General features: G+C 55.3%; 23 protein-coding genes. 3 read left to right on the top strand and 20 right to left on the bottom strand.

What is annotated here, in order from left to right:
• Position 1: 1 nt before the first annotated feature.
• Genes RSQ48_RS08770 through RSQ48_RS08685 form a run of 18 tightly spaced genes read right to left on the bottom strand, consistent with a single transcriptional unit; the run spans position 2 to position 17,184 of the window.
• Positions 2 to 1,348: a TraU family protein gene (locus RSQ48_RS08770; protein ID WP_415301678.1), complete on the bottom strand. Its 1,347-nt coding sequence runs from the start codon at positions 1,346 to 1,348 to the stop codon at positions 2 to 4.
• A gap of 9 nt (positions 1,349 to 1,357) precedes the next feature.
• Complete coding sequence (locus tag RSQ48_RS08765) at positions 1,358 to 1,837, bottom strand: TIGR03757 family integrating conjugative element protein (protein WP_415301677.1); 480 nt, start codon at positions 1,835 to 1,837, stop codon at positions 1,358 to 1,360.
• On the bottom strand, positions 1,834 to 4,755 hold the full coding sequence (locus tag RSQ48_RS08760) for a conjugative transfer ATPase (protein ID WP_415301676.1): 2,922 nt from the start codon (positions 4,753 to 4,755) through the stop codon (positions 1,834 to 1,836). The genes RSQ48_RS08765 and RSQ48_RS08760 overlap by 4 nt, the downstream gene beginning before the upstream one ends.
• Positions 4,745 to 5,254: a TIGR03751 family conjugal transfer lipoprotein gene (locus RSQ48_RS08755; RefSeq protein WP_045931315.1), complete on the bottom strand. Its 510-nt coding sequence runs from the start codon at positions 5,252 to 5,254 to the stop codon at positions 4,745 to 4,747. Before RSQ48_RS08755 ends, RSQ48_RS08760 begins: the two co-directional genes overlap by 11 nt.
• Complete coding sequence (locus RSQ48_RS08750; RefSeq protein ID WP_321287675.1) at positions 5,241 to 6,815, bottom strand: TIGR03752 family integrating conjugative element protein; 1,575 nt, start codon at positions 6,813 to 6,815, stop codon at positions 5,241 to 5,243. The genes RSQ48_RS08755 and RSQ48_RS08750 overlap by 14 nt, the downstream gene beginning before the upstream one ends.
• 15 nt (positions 6,816 to 6,830) lie before the next feature.
• The gene (locus tag RSQ48_RS08745; protein WP_415301675.1) at positions 6,831 to 7,991 is read right to left on the bottom strand and encodes a TIGR03749 family integrating conjugative element protein; all 1,161 of its coding nucleotides are present in this window, start codon (positions 7,989 to 7,991) and stop codon (positions 6,831 to 6,833) included.
• Positions 7,992 to 8,002: 11 nt separating this feature from the next.
• Positions 8,003 to 8,803: a PFL_4703 family integrating conjugative element protein gene (locus tag RSQ48_RS08740; protein WP_080584946.1), complete on the bottom strand. Its 801-nt coding sequence runs from the start codon at positions 8,801 to 8,803 to the stop codon at positions 8,003 to 8,005.
• Entirely contained in the window at positions 8,800 to 9,339 is a 540-nt protein-coding gene (locus tag RSQ48_RS08735; protein WP_415301674.1) for a TIGR03750 family conjugal transfer protein, read from the bottom strand. The genes RSQ48_RS08740 and RSQ48_RS08735 overlap by 4 nt, the downstream gene beginning before the upstream one ends.
• Before the next feature lie 15 nt (positions 9,340 to 9,354).
• On the bottom strand, positions 9,355 to 9,765 hold the full coding sequence (locus RSQ48_RS08730; protein ID WP_415301673.1) for a DUF2976 domain-containing protein: 411 nt from the start codon (positions 9,763 to 9,765) through the stop codon (positions 9,355 to 9,357).
• A gap of 45 nt (positions 9,766 to 9,810) precedes the next feature.
• The gene (locus RSQ48_RS08725) at positions 9,811 to 10,062 is read right to left on the bottom strand and encodes a DUF3262 family protein (protein WP_021446579.1); all 252 of its coding nucleotides are present in this window, start codon (positions 10,060 to 10,062) and stop codon (positions 9,811 to 9,813) included.
• Positions 10,063 to 10,084: 22 nt separating this feature from the next.
• A complete protein-coding gene (locus RSQ48_RS08720; protein ID WP_094196721.1) occupies positions 10,085 to 10,411 on the bottom strand; it encodes an RAQPRD family integrative conjugative element protein in 327 nt (108 codons plus the stop codon).
• A gap of 40 nt (positions 10,412 to 10,451) precedes the next feature.
• Positions 10,452 to 11,234 (bottom strand): TIGR03747 family integrating conjugative element membrane protein, encoded by a 783-nt coding sequence (locus RSQ48_RS08715; RefSeq protein ID WP_003799956.1) that lies wholly within the window; start codon positions 11,232 to 11,234, stop codon positions 10,452 to 10,454.
• Complete coding sequence (gene traD, locus RSQ48_RS08710) at positions 11,231 to 13,495, bottom strand: type IV conjugative transfer system coupling protein TraD (protein WP_415301672.1); 2,265 nt, start codon at positions 13,493 to 13,495, stop codon at positions 11,231 to 11,233. Before traD ends, RSQ48_RS08715 begins: the two co-directional genes overlap by 4 nt.
• A complete protein-coding gene (locus tag RSQ48_RS08705; RefSeq protein WP_203144624.1) occupies positions 13,485 to 14,036 on the bottom strand; it encodes a PFL_4695 family integrating conjugative element protein in 552 nt (183 codons plus the stop codon). Before RSQ48_RS08705 ends, traD begins: the two co-directional genes overlap by 11 nt.
• Entirely contained in the window at positions 14,026 to 14,817 is a 792-nt protein-coding gene (locus tag RSQ48_RS08700; protein WP_415301671.1) for a transglycosylase SLT domain-containing protein, read from the bottom strand. The genes RSQ48_RS08705 and RSQ48_RS08700 overlap by 11 nt, the downstream gene beginning before the upstream one ends.
• Before the next feature lie 11 nt (positions 14,818 to 14,828).
• Positions 14,829 to 15,401, bottom strand: a complete 573-nt coding sequence (locus RSQ48_RS08695) for a hypothetical protein (RefSeq protein WP_094196720.1) — start codon at positions 15,399 to 15,401, stop codon at positions 14,829 to 14,831.
• Positions 15,401 to 16,633: a hypothetical protein gene (locus RSQ48_RS08690; protein WP_415301670.1), complete on the bottom strand. Its 1,233-nt coding sequence runs from the start codon at positions 16,631 to 16,633 to the stop codon at positions 15,401 to 15,403. The genes RSQ48_RS08695 and RSQ48_RS08690 overlap by 1 nt, the downstream gene beginning before the upstream one ends.
• Complete coding sequence (locus RSQ48_RS08685; protein ID WP_415301669.1) at positions 16,630 to 17,184, bottom strand: hypothetical protein; 555 nt, start codon at positions 17,182 to 17,184, stop codon at positions 16,630 to 16,632. Before RSQ48_RS08685 ends, RSQ48_RS08690 begins: the two co-directional genes overlap by 4 nt.
• A 530-nt stretch (positions 17,185 to 17,714) precedes the next feature.
• Between RSQ48_RS08685 and RSQ48_RS08680 the strand changes: the two genes are divergently transcribed.
• The 3 genes from RSQ48_RS08680 to pap all read left to right on the top strand — a co-directional run bounded on the left by RSQ48_RS08680 (position 17,715) and on the right by pap (position 22,582).
• The gene (locus RSQ48_RS08680; RefSeq protein WP_131071802.1) at positions 17,715 to 18,254 is read left to right on the top strand and encodes a hypothetical protein; all 540 of its coding nucleotides are present in this window, start codon (positions 17,715 to 17,717) and stop codon (positions 18,252 to 18,254) included.
• 159 nt (positions 18,255 to 18,413) lie between these two features.
• Entirely contained in the window at positions 18,414 to 20,705 is a 2,292-nt protein-coding gene (gene mobH / locus RSQ48_RS08675; RefSeq protein ID WP_415301668.1) for a MobH family relaxase, read from the top strand.
• A gap of 347 nt (positions 20,706 to 21,052) precedes the next feature.
• Complete coding sequence (gene pap, locus RSQ48_RS08670) at positions 21,053 to 22,582, top strand: polyphosphate:AMP phosphotransferase (protein WP_059317621.1); 1,530 nt, start codon at positions 21,053 to 21,055, stop codon at positions 22,580 to 22,582.
• Between the two features lie 193 nt (positions 22,583 to 22,775).
• Here pap and RSQ48_RS08665 read toward each other — a convergent pair whose 3' ends face one another.
• A complete protein-coding gene (locus tag RSQ48_RS08665; RefSeq protein WP_415301667.1) occupies positions 22,776 to 23,234 on the bottom strand; it encodes a hypothetical protein in 459 nt (152 codons plus the stop codon).
• Between the two features lie 21 nt (positions 23,235 to 23,255).
• Positions 23,256 to 24,458 carry a formate-dependent phosphoribosylglycinamide formyltransferase gene (gene purT / locus RSQ48_RS08660; RefSeq protein WP_003799976.1) on the bottom strand — a complete coding sequence of 401 codons (1,203 nt, stop codon included), beginning with the start codon at positions 24,456 to 24,458 and terminating at the stop codon, positions 23,256 to 23,258.
• Positions 24,459 to 24,506: the final 48 nt, after the last annotated feature.

Genomic DNA, 24,506 nt, shown 5'->3' with positions numbered 1-24,506 from the left:
CTTAAGGGATGCTGTATAAAAACTCACCACGGATGCGGCAGCAGTCATAGTGGTTCCACATATTCCACATATAGCCATCGGCACCATCGGTCTTGTAATCGCCAAAGCTGGCCAGGCTCAGTGAGTCATCGGCCCCAAAGGTTATGCAGGAGCGCTGAGCGCTCGGATAGATCATTTGCCAGGTAGTAGGCTTGGAGGTAGGGAAGTACTTGTAGCCACTGCCTGGTTGCAGACGCTTGTAAATGTGAGGCTGCGCCGATTGCGAGATAATGCTGCCCACACGTGTAGCCAAGACGGCAGAGGCCTTGACTGGGTGTGACTGCACCAGCTCGCCATTGCGTGGGTAGATAGGGCCCCAGGTGGTGGAAAGTGGCGAGATGCTTACTTCTCCTGTACCAGGCACCCATGATTGGGGGTAGAGCATCTCCAGTGGCCAGAATCCGCGCCAGCTCATGGCATCCATGTCAGACTGGAAGTGCAAATTGAATGCGGATGCGGAGCCGGGGCAGAACATCTCAGATAACCCACCGGAGGCACCCAGGCGCTGAGCAATCTGCACCATGTCTCTGATTGGCCCAAGATCGGCACCCACCATATCAACGCTGGACAAACCAATGGCTTGGGTGCTGACGTTTCCACCAAAAACATTGCTCAAATTTCCAATCGATGAGCTCAACTCGCCAAGTTTTGCCGGAAATGCAGAGACGGAGGAAATGATGTCTGCTGGTGCATTGGCCATGGCACGGGCTGCTTCGATGAATTCGTTGCCTAGCTGTTGGGGGACTTGCCGCCAAGACTGCGCGATACGAGGCAGTTCTGTGCGAGTGAAGGCCAACAATTCGCTATAGCCCGGAAACTGGAATGAACTGCCAAAGCTGGGGATGTAGCCGCTGGCGATGCTGGCAATCAAGCCTGCGGGGTTGCCAATGGCGTCCGCACTTTTATAGGTAGTCACCTCTGTGCCCTCGCGCTGTGTTCCTGCTGATGCGTCGATCGGGGCGCCGACTACGGCTGATCCCACTGAGGATATAGCTGTCGCCAATGGCTTACCCACCTCAGCCCAAGGGTGAGCCAGAGGATCGTTGTAGGTGCTGATCACGACATCGGGCACGTAATGTGCAACCCGAACCGACGTCCGGATGAAGCAGCCAATGAGCGGGATGCAAACCAGCCAGACGCAAATGCCTTTGACCTGATAGGACGTGCAACTGGGTAGTGCGGCGACCGTGTTGGTGATGACGCCTGCCGTGGTTGTGGCAGCTGTTGCTGGAACAGGCCGCAGCGCGGTGGTCAGCACCAGCAAACTAATCGCCAGCATGTGCCTAAAGCGCAAAGTAGTGATTGACATGAGTGCCCCTTAATTTTGGCTGTCACGCCAGGCCATAAGCGCCTGGTCAACGTCGACATAGCCAAAGACCACATAGCGCTGGTTGATAACCACGGCCGGTAAGCGGTCAATCTGATAACGCTGTGCTCGTGCCAGGCCGTTAACCGCACTGGCGACCATGGGTTGGATCATTTGTCGTAAGCGGGCTTCATTTTTAGCCACCCATAGACGCGCTTCTGCTTCGTCTTGTGGCATTCCTTCATTCATCTGGGCTTCCAGATTACTCATCGCATCCAAGCGATAGATGGAAAGAGCATAGTGAGGAGACGTAGTTGGGGTGACTGGCATTGCGGTATTGGCAAACACCTCTACGGTCATGACGCCTGCATACAGATCCTGACCAAACTGTTGCGCAAACAATGGTGTGACAACGGCAGAAAGTGCAGACAGCAATACCATGCGAGCTGTAAGACGAGAGGCGGCGATGAAAAATGAGAGTGTCTTAGTCATGAGCGACTCCGTGCCAGCTCTTGTGCCACCATTTGAGCAGCCCCCATTTCGTTGATTCCATGCTTTTCCATCAGGCGACGGCGGTGTGCTTTCTCATGACCCTCGGTCATGGCCAGTGCAATGGGAAGGGCAGGGGGGACGTTGCGAAAGAGCATCTGACCGGTCGCTGAAATCAGAACCCCTTCCGTGTATTTCGGCGGCTCCTTTTGGGCGGATTCCATCATGGCTCGCTGCTCGGTGGTGAGCGACCGAAACCGCACCACTTCTTCAATCTCTGCTTTGTCCATGGTCAGTAGCATCCAGTACTCACACATCGAGAGCACGCGCTCCATGGAGTCGGGGAAGTCTTTCAGGTTTTGTGTGGCAAGCCAGAACCAGGTATTGAATTTGCGCCACATTTTGGTGCCCTTGGCTATCTTGGGGCCAAGCAGCTCATTGGTTGTGATCAAGTGGCCCTCGTCCGTAAGGAACACCATCGGGCGACCAGAGTGTTGGTTCAGCTCGGAACGGGACTGCACTGAGTCGATGAGGCTTGTGTACGCAACTGCCAAGGCGTCTTCATAGCCGTCTTGAGTGAGCGTACCCATCTCAACTAGAGTGACATCTGCATCCGGCCAGTCCTGTCCCTCGCGATTGAATAATTTGCCTCGCAGTGCCTGGGTGAATGTCATCATGGACTGACCCATTTCTTCGGCGCGGGCCCGCCGCGCCGGTGACATAGTCTGGTCCTTATTCATGTGCATGAGCTGCAGGGCCACATCTTGCGTCAACGGGTGCTTGGCGCCCCGTTCCTTGCAACTGATCGCGGCCATAATGATGGCGCGTGATACCAGGTAGCGGTCGGCTCGACTCATCTGTGCGACTTCGTCCGCTTCACCTCCTGTGATCATCAGGATCGCGGCAATCAGCATCTCGCCCAGCAAGTCTCTTTTATCCAGCTCGTCGTCCTGCTCTTCGTCCTCTTCCCTGGCCTGGAACGTTTCATGAAAAGACACGTTGGCAGTCGACGGCTCATCATCTTGGCCAAGCAGGGCATTGAGCAGTTCGTCATCGGGCAGACCTGCGTTGCTTCGTGCCTGCTGCTCGGCCGCCACAAAACTCTCCATCACTTCACTATCATCTAGTAGTTGGTACGCATGAACGAACGGTGGCAAGGACACTTTTGCACTACTGTTCAGTTCAACTTTGTAGGTCGATAGCCCTCGGTCTTTAAAAAAATCCACCAAAAGACCAAAGGAGTTCCCGGCATCGACAATCACCAGCCGTGGCCGATGAATGGCCATCGTCATCATGGCGATGTAGTTCAAGGTGGCCGATTTACCGGCTCCGGTCGGTCCCAGCACCAGCATATGCGCGTTCTTTTTACGATCGCGTTTGTTGAGCGGATCCACAAACAAGGGCTCCCCGCCGCGATTCCAGAACCACATGCCAGGGTGGGGTGTGCCACGGGCACGGCCATACAGCGGTAAGAGACGCGCAATATGGGAGGCGAAGGTCAGACGGGATCGACGAAGTACCTGGTTATCGAAGGCGGGGTCATAGTTAAACGGCAGAGCACGCATGAATGTGTCCAGCGGGACCAGGTCATGCTGATTGCTGATGAACTTCAGGCCTGATGGGATCAACAGCGCATTAATCGTGTTGATGTTGCTATCGAGTTCATCTGTGCTGGTGGCAGTCGCGTACAGGGTCACCATCATTGGAAACAGGTGGTTGCCCCGAACTATTTCATTCAAAACGTTGGTGCATTCCCGGTAGGTTTCGATGGCCTGCGCCGTCTTAGCGCGTGAGGCATCCCGGATCCGCTCAATTTGTGACTCGACGATGTGTTGCGGCGCAATCGTGATGGAGACCGAGAGCATCGAGCCAGGAGGCAGACGGTCAAACCGTGCAAATCGCTCTTTACCGTTGGCCAGCTCCGCCGTGAAATGACCAATCTCAGGCTGCTTGCGCATATTTTGCAGGGTCAACGCCTTGACGGGTACGCCATCAAACTCAAACAATCCCTGTTCCAGGTCCGAACGGGGCTCATTGATGCTCAATAGCTCTGACAAGTCCCATCCAAAAATGGGCGTATCCTCGTCATCGGTTAACGGGGTGTCGCCGGGATAGGGTAATTCACGCATCATTTGCGTGCCAGGCGCCCAGGGCAGATCGCGGTTAAAAAACGGCAGTAGCCACTCATAGAGGTCTTTGCCGGTGCAGCGGCGAACGGCTACACCGGCTTCGGAAAACGTGGCCATGATGGTGTTGGCCACCGACTCGATTTGCTGCACCGGCGTTTGTGGATCATCGGCTGCACCGCCAAATCGACGATACAGGCAACAACGGACACGGCGGATCTGCCCGCGCCAGACTTGACCGGTGACGAGCGTATCGGTGAACAGGCCATTGGGTTGCGAGACATTCGACAGATGCGAGCACACCTCACCCAATACCGCCTGGGTAAACGGCGAGTTCAGGATCTCCTGGCCCAGGCCATCGTCCTTGTGTTGCTCCAGGATATAGTCGGTAAAAGTGTCATTAAGATGATCTAGGTTACGGTCATCGTTGACAAAAAACTGAGCAATCCACGGTGCGCCGTTGACCGATGGCATGGCTTGCAAGGCCTCCTGAATCTTCTGGGCGTGTTCATTCAGGATTTCGATAGGCATGGCCTCGGTCGCAATGGGAGAGAGCTCAAACATTGCCCCGAGGGTATTGCCATCACGCAACACAAAAATGCGCTCATCGGGGGCATAGCTGATATAGGGCAGCATGTCGGTAAACGACGGTGGCCGCAGGGCCATGCGTCGACGATCTGCAACGGTCTGGCCAGGAGACGATGCCTTTGCGGTGACTTGAGGAGCGCGCTTACTGCCTGGTTGCGCTGCACGTTGACGCGTGAATCCGAACAAGCTGGCCACATTAGCGATCATCTGCGCCTCCCTTTTTCTTGGCGCTGGATTTAGCCTCAAAGTAGTCACCTCGCCACTGCAGCAGATCTTGGGTGACTTCACCAGGTAGCGCATACTGTGTCTGGTCGTACATCGGGAAGACGGTCACGTAGCCTGGAACCGGATACTGGCCCTTGGCCAGATGCGGAAACACCACCATTACCAGGTCAGGATTCGGCAGCCGAGCAAATCGCTGGTTCATGGAATCAACAGCGGACCAATATCGCTGGGTTAACTCATCACCTGGATTAATCGGTCTGGCTTGAGTGCGCTCACGCATCCGTTCCTGGGGGGTGATGCGTGACTGACGGGTCGCTTCGTTTCGATAGTCAGTGCCTCGGTAGACGTCCAGTACGGTTGGCGAATCCTTAGTGACCTCATTAAGTGGGGATTCGCGATCCATCATGACGGTGCAACCGCTGAACATGGCGGTGGTGATTAGAGTCAGCGCCAGGCGTTGGGCAGTTTTATTCCAGACCATAATGTGCTCCACGAGAAAGCTGCTGCGTCCCTTGCTGGCGGTACACCAGCTTGCGGGCGTTGGGCATCTTGTCAATTTGCAGTTCTTTATCCAGGTGAATAACTATTTGCTTGCCAGCCGGGGTTACAACGGCGTCGAAGCTATTCTTCAAACGGGAGGTCATCCATGCGACGATCTCATTGGTTGCGCCAGAGGCCGCTTGCCCCATGGCGTAGCCACTGCGTGAGCCGGTGATTTGAGAGGTGGTATTGCCCGTGCCCAGATTGTTGGAGACGGTGCGCTGGGCATCGGAGTAAGCTTGTGCGGCGACATCCAGTCCCTTGAGCATGGCCAGGTCGGCCAGATAGGCCGGGGCATTGGTGACGAATTTGCCGGGAATGCAGGGATTGCCGTGTACGTCAGAGATGTAGCCCAGGTCCTGGGTGCTACCGCCGCCATTGACGTTGGCATTCCCCCCGCCTTTGGAGCGCTCAGAGATGGTGCGAACCGTGCCGTCATTAAAGACAAAGGTGACCGAGCGCACTTTTCCTTCTGAGCACGACAGCGCCATATCGCCGATTGCCACACCGGTGACGATCATCCCCTCAATGTCTGCTGGTAATTCAAAGCCATTGGCTGCCAGGTTGTCGCGGCCGACAATCGCTTTAAACTGCATCGGGTCAGTGACACGGCCATCAATGGGCACACGTCCGATGAGACTGGTCATCGATACTGCGCCGACCAGTGTCGAGTTCTCGGGAACAGTAAAGTACGGAATCGGTTCAGGCTTGGCGGCTTGTGGTGCTGACCGTGTTTGTGTGGCGGTGGGCCTGGACACAGGGCCCATGGAGCTATTGGCATAGGCCTGATTGCCACTGGTGCGGACATAGCGCGTAATGGCTGGTCCGTCATTGCCATTGCGGCCCTGCTCGGACTGCGTTACCGCGCTATACCCCATGGGAGGTAAAACACGGTATGGCCCTGATGAGGTAACAGTCGGAGTGGGCGATTCTGTTCCCAGGGAAAATGATTGTTGTGGGACCAGGGGAGTCGTTCGCGTCTGAGCAGCTCGATTGGCTGCTTCGGTCTCAGAGCGGGCCGGTGACAGTTGAAAGGCGCGTGAAAACGTATCGACTGCTTCGGAGCCACGCTTCAAGGTGAGGTTGACTGCGTTTTTGGCGCCCGTCTCGTCGCCGGTTGGGTCGATCGAGTCCGTACGGGGTCCGTCAAGATTGAGCGTGTCGCGTTGCTCTTGTTCGATGCGACGCGAGACCGTGGCATTAGCACCGCCCACGCGCTTATTCTCGGCGATGAGTTGATTGTTCATCTCGATCACGCGTGCCACATCACGCCGCAACTGTTCATTGCTGGCGGTGACGGTGCGTAGGGTTTCGGCGGCGTTGTCGTTGTCCGCTCCTTGCGCGGTAGGCAGTGTGGCACTTTCAGGTGTAGGAATGGAGGTCAATACCGAGTTGGTAGATTCTCCTGAACCCGTAAATTGCCTGTATATCACCACGCTGACTATTAAGACGGCGACACCACCGAGGATGGGGATCAGTTTGTTGCTGGACGTGCTGCTCATGCTGTTGTTCCTTTATTACCGGCAGGCTTCAAATCGGCGCTGGCACACCAGATAAATGGCGATGGTGTCCGTCTCGGAACCGGCTGGGCCAATTCGACCGTGCTGCGCGGTGGCTGCAATCCATTGGCCGCGCACTTGCTCAAGTGGAATCTCCAAGGGGTTATGTGACCGGTTCTTGATGAGAACGGCTGTCACATAGAGCTGGCCAGAACGCCACTGACCAACGGGGGTGGATACAACATGGACGCCACGTATTAGGTTGGCAATTGGCTCAGCAGTGACTTCGACCTGCTGCACACCTGAGAACGGGGTGGCAAGCCGCTTTGGGGCATAAAGCTGGCGTGCGGCGTAGCGGGTGAGCTGGACCATATCTGTCGGTGCTGATTCCGCCATTTGCTGGCTCAATGTGTGTTCATTGGCCATGCTGGTCGCTTGCGCTGCCGCTTGGGAAGCGGGACCATCACCTCCGATCTCCTCTGAACCAGGCGATGAGGAAGCAACGACAAAAACCTGAAGTTCGCTACGGGCACTGGCTGTTGTGCTGTCGGCAACCAGATCGAAGGGAATTTGCTGCCCAGAGTCAATGAGCTCAGCAATGATTCGCACGGGTGTGAACTGCTGGAGGGCCGTGATGTACATCGTGCGATCAATGACTTCGATTCTGGCAATCTTGGACATATCCGATGGCACATGCAGGGCGGCAGGCGCAGGCAAGGTAATCATGCGTTCGATGCCCACAGGCAGTGGCGCACGTACCGGAGCTCGATTAAACACGGCTCGCTCGACGCCATGCGGTTTGTTTTGTGGCGGTTTGCGGATGGTCGTGCCGCTTTCGTCCTGATTATCCTTGGCCTGTTGAATGGCCGCATCCACAGTGCTCACCACCATAGCTTGGTCACCCATCACATTGACGCCAGGGGTTTGATACTCAGCGTTAGAGGGTGAGGAGCCAAGATTGGGAATCTCTCCCAGATCGGGCGCGTTATTCACTGCTGCGTTTGTTGCAGAACCCACATTGACACTTGAGTTGACGCTGTCAGGGGCTGGAGCAATAAGATCTGCTGGTACGCTCTCCAAGTTTGGCCCCAAGTCTCGCACTTGTGCCTGTGCGTACTGGGCCAGCCCCAAAAGAGCGCAGGCCAGAGCTGTTTTGCGAATGCTAAGAATGGCTTTCATGGATGACAATCTCACTCGCTTTGAGGTTGGACGGGTCGCACCTGGATAGGTGTCGGAGCGGGGTCGGTCACGTTGGTTGCCGGGTCGGTGATCGTGCCGGGCAATGTGGCGGGCACGATTTCTGACTCAGTTGGCAGCTCGGGACTTTGGTTGTTCTTCTGTACTGCGGCGACTTCGTCAGGATTCAGGCGGGCAGGGCGGTTGTTGCCATAGCAGTCAATGGCCAGCTTCCAGGGGTTTTTCTCGGGGTCAACGTCATATCGCACGACACGCATCGGATACCGTATGTAGATGTCTTTGATTTGTTGACCGCGAAATGTCTCTTGCAATTGCATGTCGAGCAGTACTGTCCAGGTGTTGGTGCCTTGCGAAATGACTCGTCTGGGTGAAAACCCAAACCCTGGAATCTCGGTCATGATGCGTGTGCGTGAGCGCAACTCACCGGCTCTATCCCGTGTGTTCATGTCGTTCTCTAGCTGAGCGCGACAAGACGGGGTGATGTAGGCCTGGTAGTAGTAGATTTGCTTGCCGTAGTCCTTGTATCCGTCGGCTTGCCAACGGTTGACCTGCTGCCAGATGTAGTAGGCAAAGCCATACACATTGACGTCAGGGACCGGCGACTGGCCGTCGGTCACGGTGACGACATCCCCGCCTTGAATGTTGGGGTGCAAATTGACGTCGATTCGATGCGGTGTGCGGGCAGCAAAGTACATACCCACAGCCCCAAGAGCGGCGACAACTAAAACAAGTGCGCCCAGTCTTTTATTTGTCGCCTGAACAGTGGCCAGGGCGTTTAAATATTTTGAACTCATACGTTGTTGCTCGCTTTATCCGCTATCGGTGTCACACCTTGAGCAGCGCAAGAAGAGGGGATGGCCGTTTCGCCCGTAGAAACAACGTTCTGACGGGACGGTTTAGGGTTGAATGAAGTGGACAAGCTAAAGGGCAAGGTCCGGCCCAAGCTCCAATAACCGTTGTGGCGGATGAATTTGGCTTTCACCCACCCACGAGAGGCCATCCAGTGGTGCATAGCCTGGTTGTAATAGCCGTCAGGACGGTTGCGCTTAAGTCCCGCCAGGTATTTAGAGGCAAACCACAAAATGACTAATGGTCCAAATAGCATGATGGCCAAAAGTGTTTGCCAGAAGCCGGTTATGGCCAGCAGTACCAAGCCCACCAGCAGACACACCACCACGGAGATCAGACCGATGATTTGTGCTTCATCGACCGTCATACCGTTCAGAATGGCTGGTTGAACATTCACGCGATCGGTTATCGGCGTAGCGATGCCCTGGGTAACTTGCTCATCTAGCTGTTCAAGGTGTGGGGCAGAGGGCTTGCGAGCCATATCGACTTTTCCCCTTTACCCGAGCGTGGCGATGGCATACGTTGCCATGGCAACGAGTGCAATGGCCAACACGCCACCAGTAATTACGTACTCTTTCAGGTCACTGATATCAGCTTGACCGCGGGTGTATTGGTTCCACTTCGTGATCGCACCCATGACGACTTTCAGGAAAAAGTAGCCAACAAAGATCATGGCCAGAATCGTGATGCCCTGTTTCCAGTAAGCACCCATCGCTCCAAGCCAATCGCCGTCAGCAACTTGAGCCCCGTCAATGCCAGATCCCGGTGTAGGCATCGTGGGCAAAGCTGCCATGGCAGGTGACGAAAGTAACGCTACAGCAGGGATCAAAGCGGCTTGCGCGAAGTGACGCTTGGCTTTTTGCCACCCCGCTCGGGGTGCCGCCAACAGAGCGTTCAGTGTGGTCATAGCTAAACTCCGTATGGTTTGATGTGTTAAGAAGTCCTGTGAGCGTCAAACCAACACCCACAGGATTAAGGACAACAGCACAACTAATTTGACGCAGGCCCAGACCACCTCTTCTTGCTTGAGTTGGTTCTCCCGGTAGTTCTCTAGAGCGGCCATTACCAACCACGCAAAGAACAGAGCCACAGCTGCTACCGTTATGACCGTCAGCACGATCTTCATGGCGTTTGGGTCAACACCCGAGCCCGCTGCAAACGCCTCTCTCATGCTCGAACCCATCTGCGCATTGTTCATGCCCATAAGGAGATCTCCTGATGCTGCGTCATTGGCGGTAGTCGCCTCGCAGTGGCTCGACCGGACGCGGCTGCATAGGGGCATTAAGGTGTTGTTGAATTCCCCGACGCATCACGTCCAGGTCATTGATTAACCACTCATATCGAAAATTGACTCGTTGAGATGGAGGGGCATCACGAGAGGCCGCGGCCACCATCTGCTGCACGACGGCCAGCTCGTTTTCAATCCGTGCCAGACTTTCGCGCTCACTATCGGCATCCCCAGCCTGAACGGTGGCGCACGCGACGAGCATGAGCGCGGCTACCCAGGCGCGATGAGTCTTACGTTCTGAGGGGCCAGATTGCTGTGGTTTCATTTCTGTCGTTTCTCCAATGTCGTGATGTGAGCGAGAGGCGCTACATATACTTTTTGAGGGAAGCCACTGTGGTGCTGAGCGTTGCAGCGACCAACGCGGTGAAAATCAGAACCATGTAAGCGGGGTTGAAGCCGCCGAAAGGCCAGGTCAAATACAGACCGAAACCTCCAGTCAGTGCCCAGGCGGTGTATCGCTTAGCGTGGTGATAAACGAAGGAGGACTCTCGGCCGCCGCTCCACCGGCGCAAGTCACGCCGTACCAGGCCATCGACCGCACCCACTAGGCACGCAAGAACGAAAGCTGGCAGCGCATAAAGGGCAATCGAAAGTCGAAGCGCTACATCCATGGCGACATACATGGAAAGCACGAGTACCGTGCTGATAAATTGGCTGGCATCAGCGCCAATCGTTTTCAGCCTGGAGGAGAGGCTGTTGCCGTTTGCCTTTATTTCTTGTGCACGACGAAGGGCCTGTTGACGCTGCATGGCGGGGTCATGGCTATTGGCATACCACTGCAAGATTCCGAACTTCTCGTAAGGCCATGAGATGTAGCCGAGCATCTTGTTTGAGAAGGCCACTGTATTGGGAATAATCAGGCTCTTCGGGGCAGCCTCGATATAGCTCAGGTCCTGCTCCACGATAGAGCGAGCATGGCCTGTGCCTTGGTCCTTCCAAATCGTATGAATGCCGGCCAGTTCTATGAACAATCCCAGCACACACGCTGAGACAGAGACCATAAGCAAACCCATGACCATCTCAAATGTCATCAAAATGGGGCCGCGAGTGGTGGGCTTAACAGGGCGGCTGGTCGAGTTGGTACTCATCCGTGCCCCCTTGTGATCAGGCCCATCGTGTCAGTGTTTATCGCGCTGTTGCTTTGAGTGTCGTCATCGGGGTCAGGATCCTGCACCGCCAGATCAGTGGCGATCATGCCCGTGCCATCGGCGATTGGCTGGCTATTGAGCCAGTTTTCAGTGAACCAGTCGGTTTCACTGGCCCATTGCTCGGAAGTCCGGTAGCGGGCCTTCATTTGCGCGGCGACGTTTTGCAAAGACTGCGGTACAAATTCGTCGTTTCTTGCATCAGCCAACGGGATTCGGATCTTGAAGCGTCGATTGCCTTCAAGTAGCGCAAAGGCTTGGCCTTGCGGTAGTTCCAGCACATCGGCTGGTTCAATCATAGGGACCTTGGTTTTGGTCCAGATATCATCGTTGCGACTGATGAAATCGACGCCGGTGCCTTGAGCGGCGGTGTCTGTGACGCCTGACATTGGCGTGAGATGGACCACCTCGACTTCGGGAACCTGGTCCGTCAGCAGCTTGGCCGTAGTGACACTACGCACGCGCAGCATGACCAGGTGGTTAAAGTTGTCCAGGATCTGGCCCGCTTTGGCCTTATCTCCGACTTTTGCCTCAATATCAAATGCTGACTGTGTGTACGCGGTGATCCGAAAGCCCGAGCCCCCCAGCTTGTTCACCATGGGCACAAATTCAGGGCCTGCAATCTCATTGACCTCGTCAAAGTGCGCACAAATGGTCGGCAACACGATTTTTCCGTCTGGGGCATGAGGGTCCAGTCCGGTCTTGTAGAGTTTGCCGCCCACGCTGACCAAGTCGGCCAGCATGGAATTACCGACCGCAGAGCTGACCACGGAATCAGAGAGGGCATCTAAGCCTACGTAGACCACGCCTCCCTGCCGGATGACGCTCATCCAGTCGAAGATGGGACGCTTATCGGTTTGGTCGTAATAGTCAGGTGAGATCAGTTTGCCTACTGCGCCGGTGGTCAACTTCTCCAGGAATGGCCCCAAGGACGCGATGATCTTTTCGTAGAAACTACGCTCATAGCTAAAGGCGGCTGCCAGTCCTGCGAGGACCGTATCGTTGATCTTGGCCTCTTTGATGAGCAAAAACATTGCTACAAATTCGGGCTGTCGATCGGCCAAGGCTCTTGGCACCGGCGGCGCGGTTTTGCGATCCTGCAGCGCGAGCTCAAGGCTGGCCAGTCTTATTTCCCAGTCGATCAGACGGCCTTGGCGGGCTTGTTGGCCAAACACCATGCGGGCATAGTCCATGAACAGACCATCAATGCCGGTCACATCTTTGAGCAAGGCTTCATAGGTCGGGACACGACCCAGCGCAACTTGGGCCTGAGCCACAATATTGGTAAAACGCCAGGAGAACTCTTTAAAAGCGGCGGAGTTTCCGCTGCTGGGCAAGGCGTTGGTGGCACGAGTGGCGACTTCGGTGATACGGGAGAAGTTGCCGATGCCGTTGTACCTGGCTGAGATCTCGGGGTAGCCAAGATGGAACATGTAGAACTGGTCCAGGCGGCCTGCACGAGCGCATTCGGCATACATACGCAGCATCAGATCGGCATCCCCCTTGGGATCGATCACGATAGTGACGTGCCCAGCATGAATGTCCTGGGTGGCAAATAACTCCAGCAACCTGGTCTTGCCCACGCGCGTGGTGCCCATGACCAGCATGTGTCCATTGCGAGAAGATTGGGGAATCTTGACGGGGGCTTCGTCCATGCTGCCCACGCCATGCACGATGGGTGAGCCACCTAAGTCTGGATGAGGCTGCAATGGGTTGAGCCAATGATCAATGCTCGCAATTCCTGCAATGGCTCGCACAATGGGTTTGACGGGGCCTTTGCCTTGCGCTTGTTCGATGGCTTTTGAACCTAGGCTGCGTAGAGCCAGCTCTTTGCCCGATGGACGCACAAAACGCTTGGCCTGCGGTTGCAAGGCCTCACGTTTACGTTGTGTGTGCGCTTGCGACCACTCGAACCCTTCGCCCAGGTAAAACTCGCCCGGTGCCACGGGAATTTTGGCGGGAGCAATTTTCGTGACTTTGTAGTATTTCAGGTGATGGTGATAACGCTTGATCCGCATCGCCTGCTTAAAGCGGACCCCGCCAAAGTAGCCCGATCCTGCTGCTGCAACGTAGCCCAAAGAAGGGGGCATCATCAGCGCCCAAGGCGCCAGGGCAGCCGTGGCCGTGACGGACCAGGCCGTTGCCGCACTCCAAATTTCGACAGGTGGACGCAGTAACGCTTCCAAGACGGCGTTATTTTTCATGCGCTTCACCTCGTTCAAAACCTTCTGAGAAGATGATCTGTCGCGCTTGACCGTCCAAGCCAATCAGCACGGGATAGACAGTCACATGCGCTGCGGCAAGACGGCTCTGTAACCAGTGGCCGGGATCAGGGACGATTGGCAATGCGTTGGCTTGTCGCTGGATGTCTTTAAAGCGTTTTTCACTGGCTGCGGATACCACAATGACAGTGGCCTGCAGAGAAAGCAGGCGTTCCAAATGGAGCTTGAGCCATTCTTCTGAGCCTTTGTCGTCACCCACAATAGCTAATGTTTGGGTCATCCATTTTGGGTTAAATACTGGAACAGCCGATGGCTTAAGCACGCCAGGTTGTAGCAAGTTCGACGTCAGCGGAAACTGGATGCCGGCACCAACACCAGGTTGGTCTGCACCTGAAATTAAGGCCGAATAATAGGAAACAGCCGGAACCGAATCGTCCAGGACGACCGGTGCAGTCTGAGCGCTGACCGAGCTGGAGATCAGTGTGGTCGCTGCAAAGAAGGCGAGGGCGAGATTACGGTGCATATCGCCTCCAACCGGTTGAAGTGGCCAGTTCCGACGCATCTAAGCCCAGGTTGGCTAATTTGTTGAAAACGCCACGGCTATAGCGATTGCCGCGGCTGATTCGTTCTTGCGTATTTCTGGAGCCCGTGTGATAGAGAGCGACCGCCAAACGCCAGGAACTGTTGCGGTCAAAGTGTTCACGCAGAATTTGTGCACCTACATCGAGATTGGGGTAGGGATCCAGAGCACGTTCAAAGCTTTGGAGCTTGTCGTTGTGGTAGCCCCAGTTCACCTGCATCGCACCGCAATCCACATTGCGGATACCTCTGACATCCACATACTTGCGCAAGGCCTTGAGGGTGGCCTCATAGGAGCCATAGCGCTTAGCAGCACCTCTGACGCACAGAGTCCAAGGGTAGGGCAGCGTCTGCCGACCAAATTTCATTTGCGACTCTTGCAGTGCCACGCCGTAAAGCAGCCACGGATCTATGTTCCAGCGCTGTCCCGCCCAGTCATAAGCGCGGGGTGGCAACAAGGATGCCGTCACGATCGGCGCACCAGGACGGGTGCGTGTGCGAGGCATCTGACGAACATAGCCGTGGGGGATAGTCGTCTGCTCCTGGGGTGTGATCTTGGGCTCAATGCGCACAGCCGTATCTGACCAATATGGCCACCATTGCGGGTCCAGGCCTTCAGGCTGCGCCAGCTCCGATTGCGCAGGTGCAGCGATTGCCCACGAGCGCGTCATGACGCCACTGGCCGTCAGTGCCGTGAGGGCGCCAAGAAACTGTCGGCGGTGCATGGGGGTACCCATCACTTCGCAGAGCCCTGTGCTGGCACACTTTGAGTCAGAGGTGTGTAGCCCGGAGCGGGGGTCTCGATGATGGCCGTGCGCGGCACGTTCAATGTGTCAGCCGCACCTACCGTGGCGGGAACGGGTGGGATTTGACTGAAATTGACAACTGGCTCATTTGGGTAAAGGCGTGCCATCGCTTCGGTGAAAGCACGATTCCATGCCAATGAGCGCTCCACGTCGGCATGAAAGGCGCGGGCGAACATTTCGGCATACTTACGGCGCTCTGCTTCCGAGGTCGCGTGAATGCCCAGCGCTTCGATAGGCGAGAGGTTTTCCACCGAGAATGCTTTGCGAGGGCCTTCCAGCAAGGTTTTGGCGCGCAACATTTCTTCGTCGGTTAAGCCCCAAATATTGGCGCGCAGGCGATCTACGGCATCCAGCGCAATCGGATTACGCCCTTGTGACTGCGTAGCATTGGCGACTTCTTCGGTACGCTGCTGAGCGGTGGCCTGGGTTTGCGAATGCGCCATCGCAGGGAAAAACAGGGGCAGGCTGATGGCTGCTGCTTTGATTTTCATAAGGCGCGGCATCACTGGCCCTCCACAGTTAATTTGGTGGTTTTTCCGTTTACGAGAAAAGAGGCGCTGCGCTCGGATGCGCTTGCGCTTTGCAGCGTGACGCCGTTGACGGTGTCACCTGGTCGCATCACTAAGGTTTGGTTGTCGCCTGCGCGTGTACTGGCGACGACAACGGAGGGTTTGCCATCCCACATATCGACTGAGACCAGACGAACGCTTGGCTTCGGTGCGGCCTTGGCTCGACGAGTGACCGGCTTTTTCACGGGGGCAGGTTCAACAACTGGCACCGCCTCTGGTTCTGGTTCAGGTGTAGGTGCAGGTGTGGACAGAGCAATCAACTGTTCGTTTTGTTGTAAGAGCTCATTGAGTAACTGCCTGATTTCGTTGACATCACGTTGCAGGGACGAGATTTGCACCTCAAATGTTGGTGTTTCTTGAACGGCGTACGAGGCTTGCGATGTTTCAAGGTTCGATGGGAACGACTCTCCGAGATCAATGGAAAGTTCTTGGAATTCCGTTGACTCTGCCGTGTCTATCGGATCTGTTCCCATGGGCATGTCAGAAGCTTTCTCTACATTGCCTAGTTCACTGGTGGTGGGAGCAGGGGAGGGCTCAGAACCCTTTTTCTCATCCTCAACAGGGGCGACCTGGTCTTCGATTTCAGCCAGTGAAGGTTCGGCTGCCGACAAGGCGGCTGTTTGCTCAACCACAGGTTGGTTAAACAGGTATTTCCAGCTCAAGAAAAGGACAGCAAAAAGCACCAACGCCAGGATTAGCTTCCACGGATAGCCTGTCTTTTTCTTGAGCGTTGGAGCATCGGTAAGCGCTGCGGATGCCAATGGGGATGGCGTAACGCTGGCTGCTTGCGGTTGATTTTCTTGTTCAGCAAAGAAATCGGTGACTGCTTCATTGTTTTGCGTCTCGGTCAGGGGATCCACTACAGACGAAAACACGGGCTCCACGTTCTGTTTTTCAACGCTTGCCGTTGGTTCTTTGCGAGAGAACAAAATTTGCATGAGTGTTCGCAAGACACCTGGCTTGTTTGGGGTAGCGTCCTCCAACTCACGACGGGAGTCATAGTCGTGCTGATCCAGCTTTTCTTGGCGTTCACGCTCAAGCTGCTGGTCTTGCTCCATTCGTTCATGTTCCAAGCGCTCGAGCCGTTCACGCTCTAGCTGCTCGGCTTGCTCCCGGCGGCGAAGATCGTCTTGCTGCTGTTGCCATTGTTGATCTTGTTGGTTCATGGCTGCACCCCGCTGATGCGCTCGGTCCGGGGCAACCACGGCTTTTTAGGGTCAACTGTGACGGGGTAGGTTTGGGCGTGGAGCCAATTCTGTGTCAGTTCGACGCCTGACAGAGTCGGCTGTGCCGCTAGACTGATCCACAGTCTGCGACGGATGGGGTCCTCGTCCCAGCGCCAGGTCTCACCTACGAGTGCATTTAAGACATCACGCACTCGATACGTGCCCAGCGACCGCTGGGACTCTGGAAGGGGTAAGCGAAGAAACTGCGCGGCTTCTAGCGACAGCTTGGAGCGATCAAGCTGCCAGCCAGTCCGTTTGAGGGTGTACTCAATCGCACCATCAATGGTGGCTACGTCTTGACGTGGGTAAGTCAGTGCCACAAACACAGACAGGGGATCAGAAACGCTATGCCCTGGTGTGCTGGCTTGTGTGCTGTATTGTCCTATTCGCACCTGTGTGCCGTTGTCGTAGGTATCCCCGACCTGGGCTTGGGCCTGCAACGCCAAAACAGCCAGTGGCGCGGCAACAGCGAGTCTAGCTGTCCAGCTCATGAAGTACTCCATCCGATTGAGAATGGCGTTCAGTGTTGCAAAGGCACCCCAAGGTGTCGCTCGTTAACCCAAGGTCACGTAACACGGGGTTTCAGCTTGACGAAAACAGTTATGTGCGTTATCCGCGCGGCCTGCTATATGCGTTTTTGAGTAAGTGAAGAAAGGGTATTCAAGTTAAAATGTTTTGCCTTGCACAATACAACTAGAACAAGAATGTGTTGACGGACTGCCGGGGCGTCAATCCGCTACTGGGAAAAGGTTGCTACGGGTCAAGGGCCTTATCCAAAGGGCCGCCGTCCACCTAAAAATCCGGTGGCCGTCGGGAAAGGCTTTACAGGTAGGGGAAAAGGGGGCTTACGGGTTACGCAGCGCTTCACCCAGGGGCTGGGTGAAGCGCTGCAAATGGCCTCGGCCAGCATAGCGGGCTGTGACTTATCAGAACTTAACGTTGCGCGCAAGCGAGAACCCTAGGTTACGTCGCACCCGGTATCGCGTTGAGTGATAGCAAACCGCTTTGTAGAGTGGCCGCTATGACTATCCTCGCCCACCTCGCTGAAAACGAGCATCCATACCCCGATCCTGGGTTCCCCCATTTTGGGCGTGATGCGCACGACCGTGCTCATGCGATTTACCGCATTGTCGAGCTCCTGACTGAGCTCGGATTGGCTGAATGGGTCCCCCATTTTTCAGCCTGGCTATCGCGTTATGACGGATTAGAAATTTATGCCGAGGATGAAGATGATCCTCATCTGTGTGTGAGAGAGATTTTGAAGAATCATTGTCAGAACCTGGCGCAAGAAAGCAGCCAGGCCGTAGATCTCGCAGGGCGCAAAGAGAGCATTGTTGAAGATATTTTGCAGCAGCCATTTGTCCATTATCGGGCCCACTGGGGCAAAAATATGCTGCCTGATCCTGATTCAATTCAATGGAATCCACTGCAGATGAGCTGGTTCCATTTCCTGCAGCTGGGCGATCCGCAACATCCCACTGAGTCACTGCATATTTTGCTCACATTGCGACATCCTCGTCCGACTCTGGAGACGTTGCGAGCCCATTTGCTTGAACGTTAGAGCATGACTCACCGCCGAACCCCGCCTTGGATCTCGAAGTTCTCCACTTTTATTCCGCGACGCGCCTCCAGTACGACTAAGCCCGCACCGGTTCCGCCACCTCCAAGCCCCCCACCAGTTCCAGTTGCCCAACGTGTAGCAGGGCGGGAGGAAGGGTGGTTGCGTGTTCTTGAGTCTGATGACTTGATCCGTCTGCTGAAAGCTCAAAAAGCGGTTCATCAAATGTTCCTGCAGTCTCGCGTAGCAGATCCTGTGTTTCGACGAGATTTCATCCCAGCTATCCGACGATATGCAGAATACGTCCAGCTTATGCCTGCCTCAGAAGCACACCATCACGCCCACGCTGGTGGTTTGTTGGCCCATACGCTTGAGATGGTATTGGCAGCCATGACCTGGCGAAACGCGCATTTTTTACCTACGAATGCTCCCGTTGAGCAGATTGACGCCGAGCGTGATCAGTGGACCTATGTGGTCTTCTACGCGGCACTGCTTCATGACATTGCCAAACCGATGACAGACCTACGGATCTTATGGCGAGGCGGGGCGATGGATGAACCGTTGCGATGGAAACCGCTGGCTGGCTCCTTGTTCGAAGTGGGGCAGGGGCGTCTGGATCTGGAGTATCGGGTCGAGTTTGAGCCAAAAGCCAGCCGGGACTACCAGGCCCATAATCGCCTGGCACTGACCCTGCTTCATCAGATTGCACCAAAATCTGCCTTAACTTTTTTGTCCCAAACGCCTCACGCCTTTGATGCGCTGACTCATTATTTGTCTGGCCACAAGGATGGATTATTGGCTGACATTATCAAACGCGCTGACCAGGCCTCCACCAGCAACGCATTGATGAAGGGCAGTAAGGCTCGTTTTGCGACAGCCAATGCAGTACCGCTGGTGGATTTACTCATGCAAGCGCTCAAAAGCATGTTGCAGTCTGGAACGGAATTGCCGCTCAATCGTACTGGAGCTGCCGGATGGGTGTATGACGGCTCTGTGTGGTTTGTGGCTAAGCGTTTGGCCGATGCCACGCGGGCCTGGATTAAAAAGCATGAGCCTGACGAGTCTGTACCTGGAGAGGCCAAGAACGATAGGCTGTTTGACACATGGCAGGAATATGGAATCTTGCAAGTCAGTCCTCATTCTGGCCAAGCTATTTGGCACGTTGAAATCAACGGGCAAACGCCGGCAACAGAAGAGGGCACAGAAGCCCATCAATATCGACACAGACTAAGTGTGCTGCGCTTTCCACTGTCAAAGCTCTATGATGATCCAAACTTATACCCACCGGCGATGTCCGGAGAGATCCATGTCCGGGCCAAGCGTGGCGATGATGAGTTTGAAACAGAGGCTGATCCAGCTGCGGTTGATTGTGAGCACAGCGCTGACACAACAGTCATTCAAGCCAAAGCTGCTCCAGAACACATTGATGAAGGAATATTGCTGCAAAAGGTGGCCACAACGGCCAAAACTGCTTCAGCTCGTTCCCAAACTGCAGCACCCAAGCGTAATCTCGTACCAGCAATGGAGTTTAGAAAGCCCAAAAATGCGTCAACTGGCGCAGCCAAGCGTCAAACACCGAAAAATGGCGCAACGCAAAGCGGCAACCAGCCCAAACCTGTGCCAACCTCAAGCAATACTCACCAAACTGCTTCGATTCAGGCATACGACGACGAGACGGTGATTTTGCCAGCCGAACTCGCCGTAGATGGCTTTGATGTTGACGATGACTTTCTGGATGAAGCTGATACAGCATCCAACATTATTCATCGCAGCCCACCGCAAGCGTCGCATAAACCCACGCCTGTGCCAGGCAAAAAATTACATAAACATGAAGCAACAGCCCTAGCTGCAGCACAGGCTAAAAGTGTTGAGCCAGCCTCTGTTGAGCACACACCTGGAGCATTACCAGCCTTACCGACGCCTAAAGCGCCGGTTCTTGAGCCTGAGTCTGCTCCAAAGACACAGGCAAAATCGCAACGCATGTTCAGCCAGGCCAACACCACGCCTGTCGTGTTGACCCCGAGCCTGCCTGAACTACCGCACGAAGCTCCTGTGAAGGAACCCAGTGAAGCCGCGACGGCGTTTATACAGTGGCTGCAGCAAGGCTTGGCCAGCCGTGAGATTAAGTACAACGAATCCGGGGCACCCGTGCATTTCGTAGAGGAAGGCATGGCACTGATTTCACCCAAGATTTTCAAGCTCTACGCGGCTCAAACAGGGCCTGAAGAACAGGCCGACGCCATGGGGATGCAGATTCAGCGAGAGGTTATCAAAGCTGGGTGGCATCGGATGCGGCAAGTAGAAGGTGGTGGCAAGGTCAACATCTTGCGCTACCAGATCATTGGCAAAGGAAATGTGCCGATCGCCTCGCTGGCGGCGGTGGTGTTGATGGACCCGGACCGGTTTGTTTTACCCGTGCCGCCCGTCAATCCAGTATTAAAGTTGGATCGTTGAATGAAGGGGATGTTTGACACAGGATAAAGTGCTGTGCTACCGTCCGATCAGTCGTGCAATTCAACGTTTCGACGGGGTTTCGGTTTAGATTACTGTGAGGTGCCTAACTTCACATAATGCAAAAGACTGCTGAACAGGCTCGTTTTCCTCCCTAGAGGACGGCTGGGAAACATCGCATAATGTATATTATGTAAAGTCGCGAATCGATCAATGTTTCTGGTTGAGGCGCAGTTCCGTTTCGGTCTCCCCTCCGTTTATCTTTCGCCGATTATTTTTACGCCCAAGGTAGTTAAGTTTTCTCTAGCGTGGTTATAGTGGATTGCTAAGTAAAACGGAGCAAAAACACGATGGGCCATGTACTACAGTTTGCTGAACGCGACCCCAGCTTAAGTGATGAGTTGGCCAAGGCGCAGATCGAAACACTGCGCGAAGCCTTGTTGCTCAAACAGTACGAACGGCTGGAAAAAGCCGATCAAACCTTGCTGATTGTGGTGGCCGGCATGGACGGTGTGGGGAAAGGATCTGCCATCAACACCCTGAACACCTGGTTGGACCCGCGTCATGTGCATACCTTGGCGTTCGGCAAACTCAGTGAAGAAGAAGCCATGCGTCCCCTTATGTGGCGTTATTGGAATCGCTTGCCGGCACGGGGTCAGACCGGACTGGTGTTTGGCTCCTGGTATGCACCCCTGATGAAAGAGCTGGCGCGTAAAACGCCCGATCCGGCCAGGATTGCGTTATATACCCACTTGATTAACCGGTTTGAGGCGCAATTGGCCTATCAGGGTGTGCAGGTGCTCAAGTTGTGGTTCCACCTGTCTGCCCAGGCGCAGCTGGATCGTTGTGCCATGCTGATGGCTGACCCCAATACGGCATGGCGCGTTAGCAAGGCTGACCTGAAAGTTCACAAACACTTCAAGACCTTGCGTAACGCCGCCACGCAGACCATCAATCTGACTCATCGTAACTATGCGCCTTGGGTGGTCATCCCCAGTGCGGACAAGAATCTGCGTGATGTGTCCTTGGCAAAAGTGGTATTGCAAGCGATGGACAAGCCTATTGTCCCGCGTCAGGTCAGAGAGCCGCATGCCTTCCCGTTTCGCTTGAATGTTCCGGCCGCTTCCTTGCTGTCCCCTCCCCCTGTAGAGCCTGTGCTCGATTACGACACGGAACTCCTGCATTGGCAGGGGCGTCTGTCGACCGCGGTACGCAGCAAGGCGTTTCGTAATCATTCTCTGGTACTGGTGTTTGAAGGGCGCGATGCCGCTGGCAAAGGCGGCACGATTCGTCGTCTGACCGAAGCGCTGGATGTTCGCATTTACGATATTCATCCTATTTCCGCTCCCAATGCGGTGGAACGGGCACGGCCATATTTATGGCGCTTCTGGCGTAAGTTGCCGCGGCTGGGCGAGGTCGCGATTTTTGATCGCTCTTGGTATGGCCGAGTTCTGGTGGAACGGGTGGAAAAGCTGATTTCCCGGGCCGCCTGGCAACGCTCATATGAAGAAATCAACGAATTTGAGGCGCAATTGCTTGCCAATGGCACGGCCGTGATCAAGTTTTGGTTGGATATTGATAAAGATGAGCAACTCAAGCGCTTCAAGGCCCGTGAGCAAACGCCCTTCAAGAATTACAAGATCACGCCAGAAGATTGGCGCAATCGGGAAAACTGGGCGGCTTATCAACGGGCGGCTGAAGATATGTTTGCTCAGACTGACACTCATATGGCGCCTTGGCATATTGTGCCCAGTAAAGATAAAAAAGCCGCTCGCATCCAGGTATTGCGCACCGTGGTCGAGACTCTGGAATCTTTGGACGAACATATGATCAGCCTGAATGAGCCGGCTTTGGCCGATCAGGTCAGTGAGCAGGTATAAAACAGCGGGCTGCTAATGATCCGCCCCAAATGCAGTCATCCTGCATTTGGGGCGGATTTGTGTGGGAATGGTGGGCGGCCCTGGGAACACGCACACCGGATCGTGATGATGTGTCTTGACGCTACGCTCACAGGCTCGTCAGCACCGCGTTCATTTAGCGCTGTTTGGCCTGGTCCCGCAGTGCGGACGCCGCTTAGAGATCCTGGCTGGCGGCAAGACGAAGTATTTTGTGCCAACGTCGGAGATCGGCGGCATTGGTGGGACGGATATGCCAAGGCTGTACGGGGTTGCGCAGTAGCAGCGTCAAGCCCCTGCCCTGCACTTCAATGGTGTCAATATCCGCAAAAATAAAGGCGCAGCTCCCCTGCCCGGTCTGAATATGGCCCCGCTTTTGCAGGGCATCCAGTCGTAAGGAACCATCAGCGAATGCCAGCTCCACAATGCGTTGGCCATGCTGTTTTTTTCCGTGAATAGCCAGGTGATGACGACGCCAGAGGATGAATGGTGTCAGCAGTATGGCCACTGCCACCAGTAGACTGAGGATAGCGGCCATTACACCCGCGCTGGCGTTCACCCGATTGAAAAGCTGCACGCCGCCCTGCATCAGCCCCGCAAGAATGCCGATTAGCAGCAGGACGACGATAATGGGCATGGCGACGACCGGTCTTTGGACTTAGCGGGCTTGAACGGTCACCGTGGCCGCCGCCTGACGCGCATTTTCACGAGCAGTTTCCAGGTCGTCATGTGCCGCCAGAGCGACACCCATGCGTCGTTTCTCGAAGCTTTCGGGTTTGCCGAACAAGCGGATATCGGTTTGCGGAATGCGTAACGCCTGAGCTACGTTCAGGAAATCGACCTCTTTGGCGTCTACCCCTCCGTAAATCACTGCGCTGGCACCGGGCATACGCAAGGCGGTGTTGACAGGCAGGCCCAGAATGGCACGTGCGTGCAGCTCAAACTCCGACTGCCATTGAGTTGCCATGGTCACCATGCCGGTGTCGTGGGGACGCGGGCTGACTTCGCTGAACCAGACCTGATCGCCTTTGACGAAAAGCTCGACACCAAACAGACCTTGACCGCCCAGGTTCTGAGTGACCGCCTGGGCAATCTCGCGCGCGCTTTGCAACGCTTGGGGACTCATGGGCTGCGGCTGCCAGCTTTCCACGTAATCGCCATCCACTTGTTGGTGACCGATGGGATCGCAGAACTGGGTTTCAATCTGACCATCAGCGCCAACAGCGCGCACGGTCAGCAAGGTAATTTCGTAATCAAAATCGATGAAGCCCTCCACGATGACGCGGCACTGGCTGACGCGGCCACCGGCCATCGCGTAGTCCCAGGCTTGGGCAACGTCCTCGGGGCCGCTGATTTTGCTTTGGCCTTTGCCTGAACTACTCATCAACGGTTTGACTACGCAGGGGTAGCCGATTTTGCTGTCAATGGCCGCTTGGAGTTCTTGCAGTGATTCACAGAACTGATAGGGGCTGGTGGGCACACCCAGAGTTTCCGCGGCAAGACGACGAATACCTTCGCGATCCATGGTGAGTCTGGCGGCACGAGCGGTAGGAATGACACGGACCAGACCTTGCGCTTCCAATTCTTCCAGCACGCCCGTGGCAATTGCCTCGATTTCCGGTACCACTAAGGTGGGCTTTTCTTTTTCGATCAGGGCGCGCAGTTGGTCGGGGTCACTCATGGTGATCGTGCGCGCGTGATGGGCGACCTGTTGCCCCGGCGCATTCTCGTAGCGGTCGACCGCGATGGTTTCCACCCCAAGACGTTGCAGCGCAATCAGCACCTCTTTGCCCAGCTCTCCCGAGCCCAGGAGCATGATTTTGTCCGACGACGACGATAAGGGGGTGCCCAACAGGCTCATGGTGCATGCTCCGCAGAAAATGAGAAAGTCAAAAGCGCTATTGTAATG

Source organism: Alcaligenes sp. SJTW-7 (assembly GCF_047716895.1).
GTDB classification, from domain to species: domain Bacteria; phylum Pseudomonadota; class Gammaproteobacteria; order Burkholderiales; family Burkholderiaceae_B; genus Alcaligenes; species Alcaligenes ammonioxydans.
The sequence above is the reverse complement of the archived record's forward strand: the minus strand, read 5'-3'. Positions and strand labels throughout refer to the sequence as shown.

Bases quoted from the DNA above. Each gene is read 5' to 3' on its own strand.
- RSQ48_RS08770 (WP_415301678.1), bottom strand. From the start codon at position 1,348: ATGTCAATCACTACTTTGCGCTTTAGGCACATGCTGGCGATTAGTTTG.
- RSQ48_RS08765 (WP_415301677.1), bottom strand. From the start codon at position 1,837: ATGACTAAGACACTCTCATTTTTCATCGCCGCCTCTCGTCTTACAGCT.
- RSQ48_RS08760 (WP_415301676.1), bottom strand. From the start codon at position 4,755: ATGATCGCTAATGTGGCCAGCTTGTTCGGATTCACGCGTCAACGTGCA.
- RSQ48_RS08755 (WP_045931315.1), bottom strand. From the start codon at position 5,254: ATGGTCTGGAATAAAACTGCCCAACGCCTGGCGCTGACTCTAATCACC.
- RSQ48_RS08750 (WP_321287675.1), bottom strand. From the start codon at position 6,815: ATGAGCAGCACGTCCAGCAACAAACTGATCCCCATCCTCGGTGGTGTC.
- RSQ48_RS08745 (WP_415301675.1), bottom strand. From the start codon at position 7,991: ATGAAAGCCATTCTTAGCATTCGCAAAACAGCTCTGGCCTGCGCTCTT.
- RSQ48_RS08740 (WP_080584946.1), bottom strand. From the start codon at position 8,803: ATGAGTTCAAAATATTTAAACGCCCTGGCCACTGTTCAGGCGACAAAT.
- RSQ48_RS08735 (WP_415301674.1), bottom strand. From the start codon at position 9,339: ATGGCTCGCAAGCCCTCTGCCCCACACCTTGAACAGCTAGATGAGCAA.
- RSQ48_RS08730 (WP_415301673.1), bottom strand. From the start codon at position 9,765: ATGACCACACTGAACGCTCTGTTGGCGGCACCCCGAGCGGGGTGGCAA.
- RSQ48_RS08725 (WP_021446579.1), bottom strand. From the start codon at position 10,062: ATGGGCATGAACAATGCGCAGATGGGTTCGAGCATGAGAGAGGCGTTT.
- RSQ48_RS08720 (WP_094196721.1), bottom strand. From the start codon at position 10,411: ATGAAACCACAGCAATCTGGCCCCTCAGAACGTAAGACTCATCGCGCC.
- RSQ48_RS08715 (WP_003799956.1), bottom strand. From the start codon at position 11,234: ATGAGTACCAACTCGACCAGCCGCCCTGTTAAGCCCACCACTCGCGGC.
- traD (WP_415301672.1), bottom strand. From the start codon at position 13,495: ATGAAAAATAACGCCGTCTTGGAAGCGTTACTGCGTCCACCTGTCGAA.
- RSQ48_RS08705 (WP_203144624.1), bottom strand. From the start codon at position 14,036: ATGCACCGTAATCTCGCCCTCGCCTTCTTTGCAGCGACCACACTGATC.
- RSQ48_RS08700 (WP_415301671.1), bottom strand. From the start codon at position 14,817: ATGCACCGCCGACAGTTTCTTGGCGCCCTCACGGCACTGACGGCCAGT.
- RSQ48_RS08695 (WP_094196720.1), bottom strand. From the start codon at position 15,401: ATGCCGCGCCTTATGAAAATCAAAGCAGCAGCCATCAGCCTGCCCCTG.
- RSQ48_RS08690 (WP_415301670.1), bottom strand. From the start codon at position 16,633: ATGAACCAACAAGATCAACAATGGCAACAGCAGCAAGACGATCTTCGC.
- RSQ48_RS08685 (WP_415301669.1), bottom strand. From the start codon at position 17,184: ATGAGCTGGACAGCTAGACTCGCTGTTGCCGCGCCACTGGCTGTTTTG.
- RSQ48_RS08680 (WP_131071802.1), top strand. From the start codon at position 17,715: ATGACTATCCTCGCCCACCTCGCTGAAAACGAGCATCCATACCCCGAT.
- pap (WP_059317621.1), top strand. From the start codon at position 21,053: ATGGGCCATGTACTACAGTTTGCTGAACGCGACCCCAGCTTAAGTGAT.
- RSQ48_RS08665 (WP_415301667.1), bottom strand. From the start codon at position 23,234: ATGCCCATTATCGTCGTCCTGCTGCTAATCGGCATTCTTGCGGGGCTG.
- purT (WP_003799976.1), bottom strand. From the start codon at position 24,458: ATGAGCCTGTTGGGCACCCCCTTATCGTCGTCGTCGGACAAAATCATG.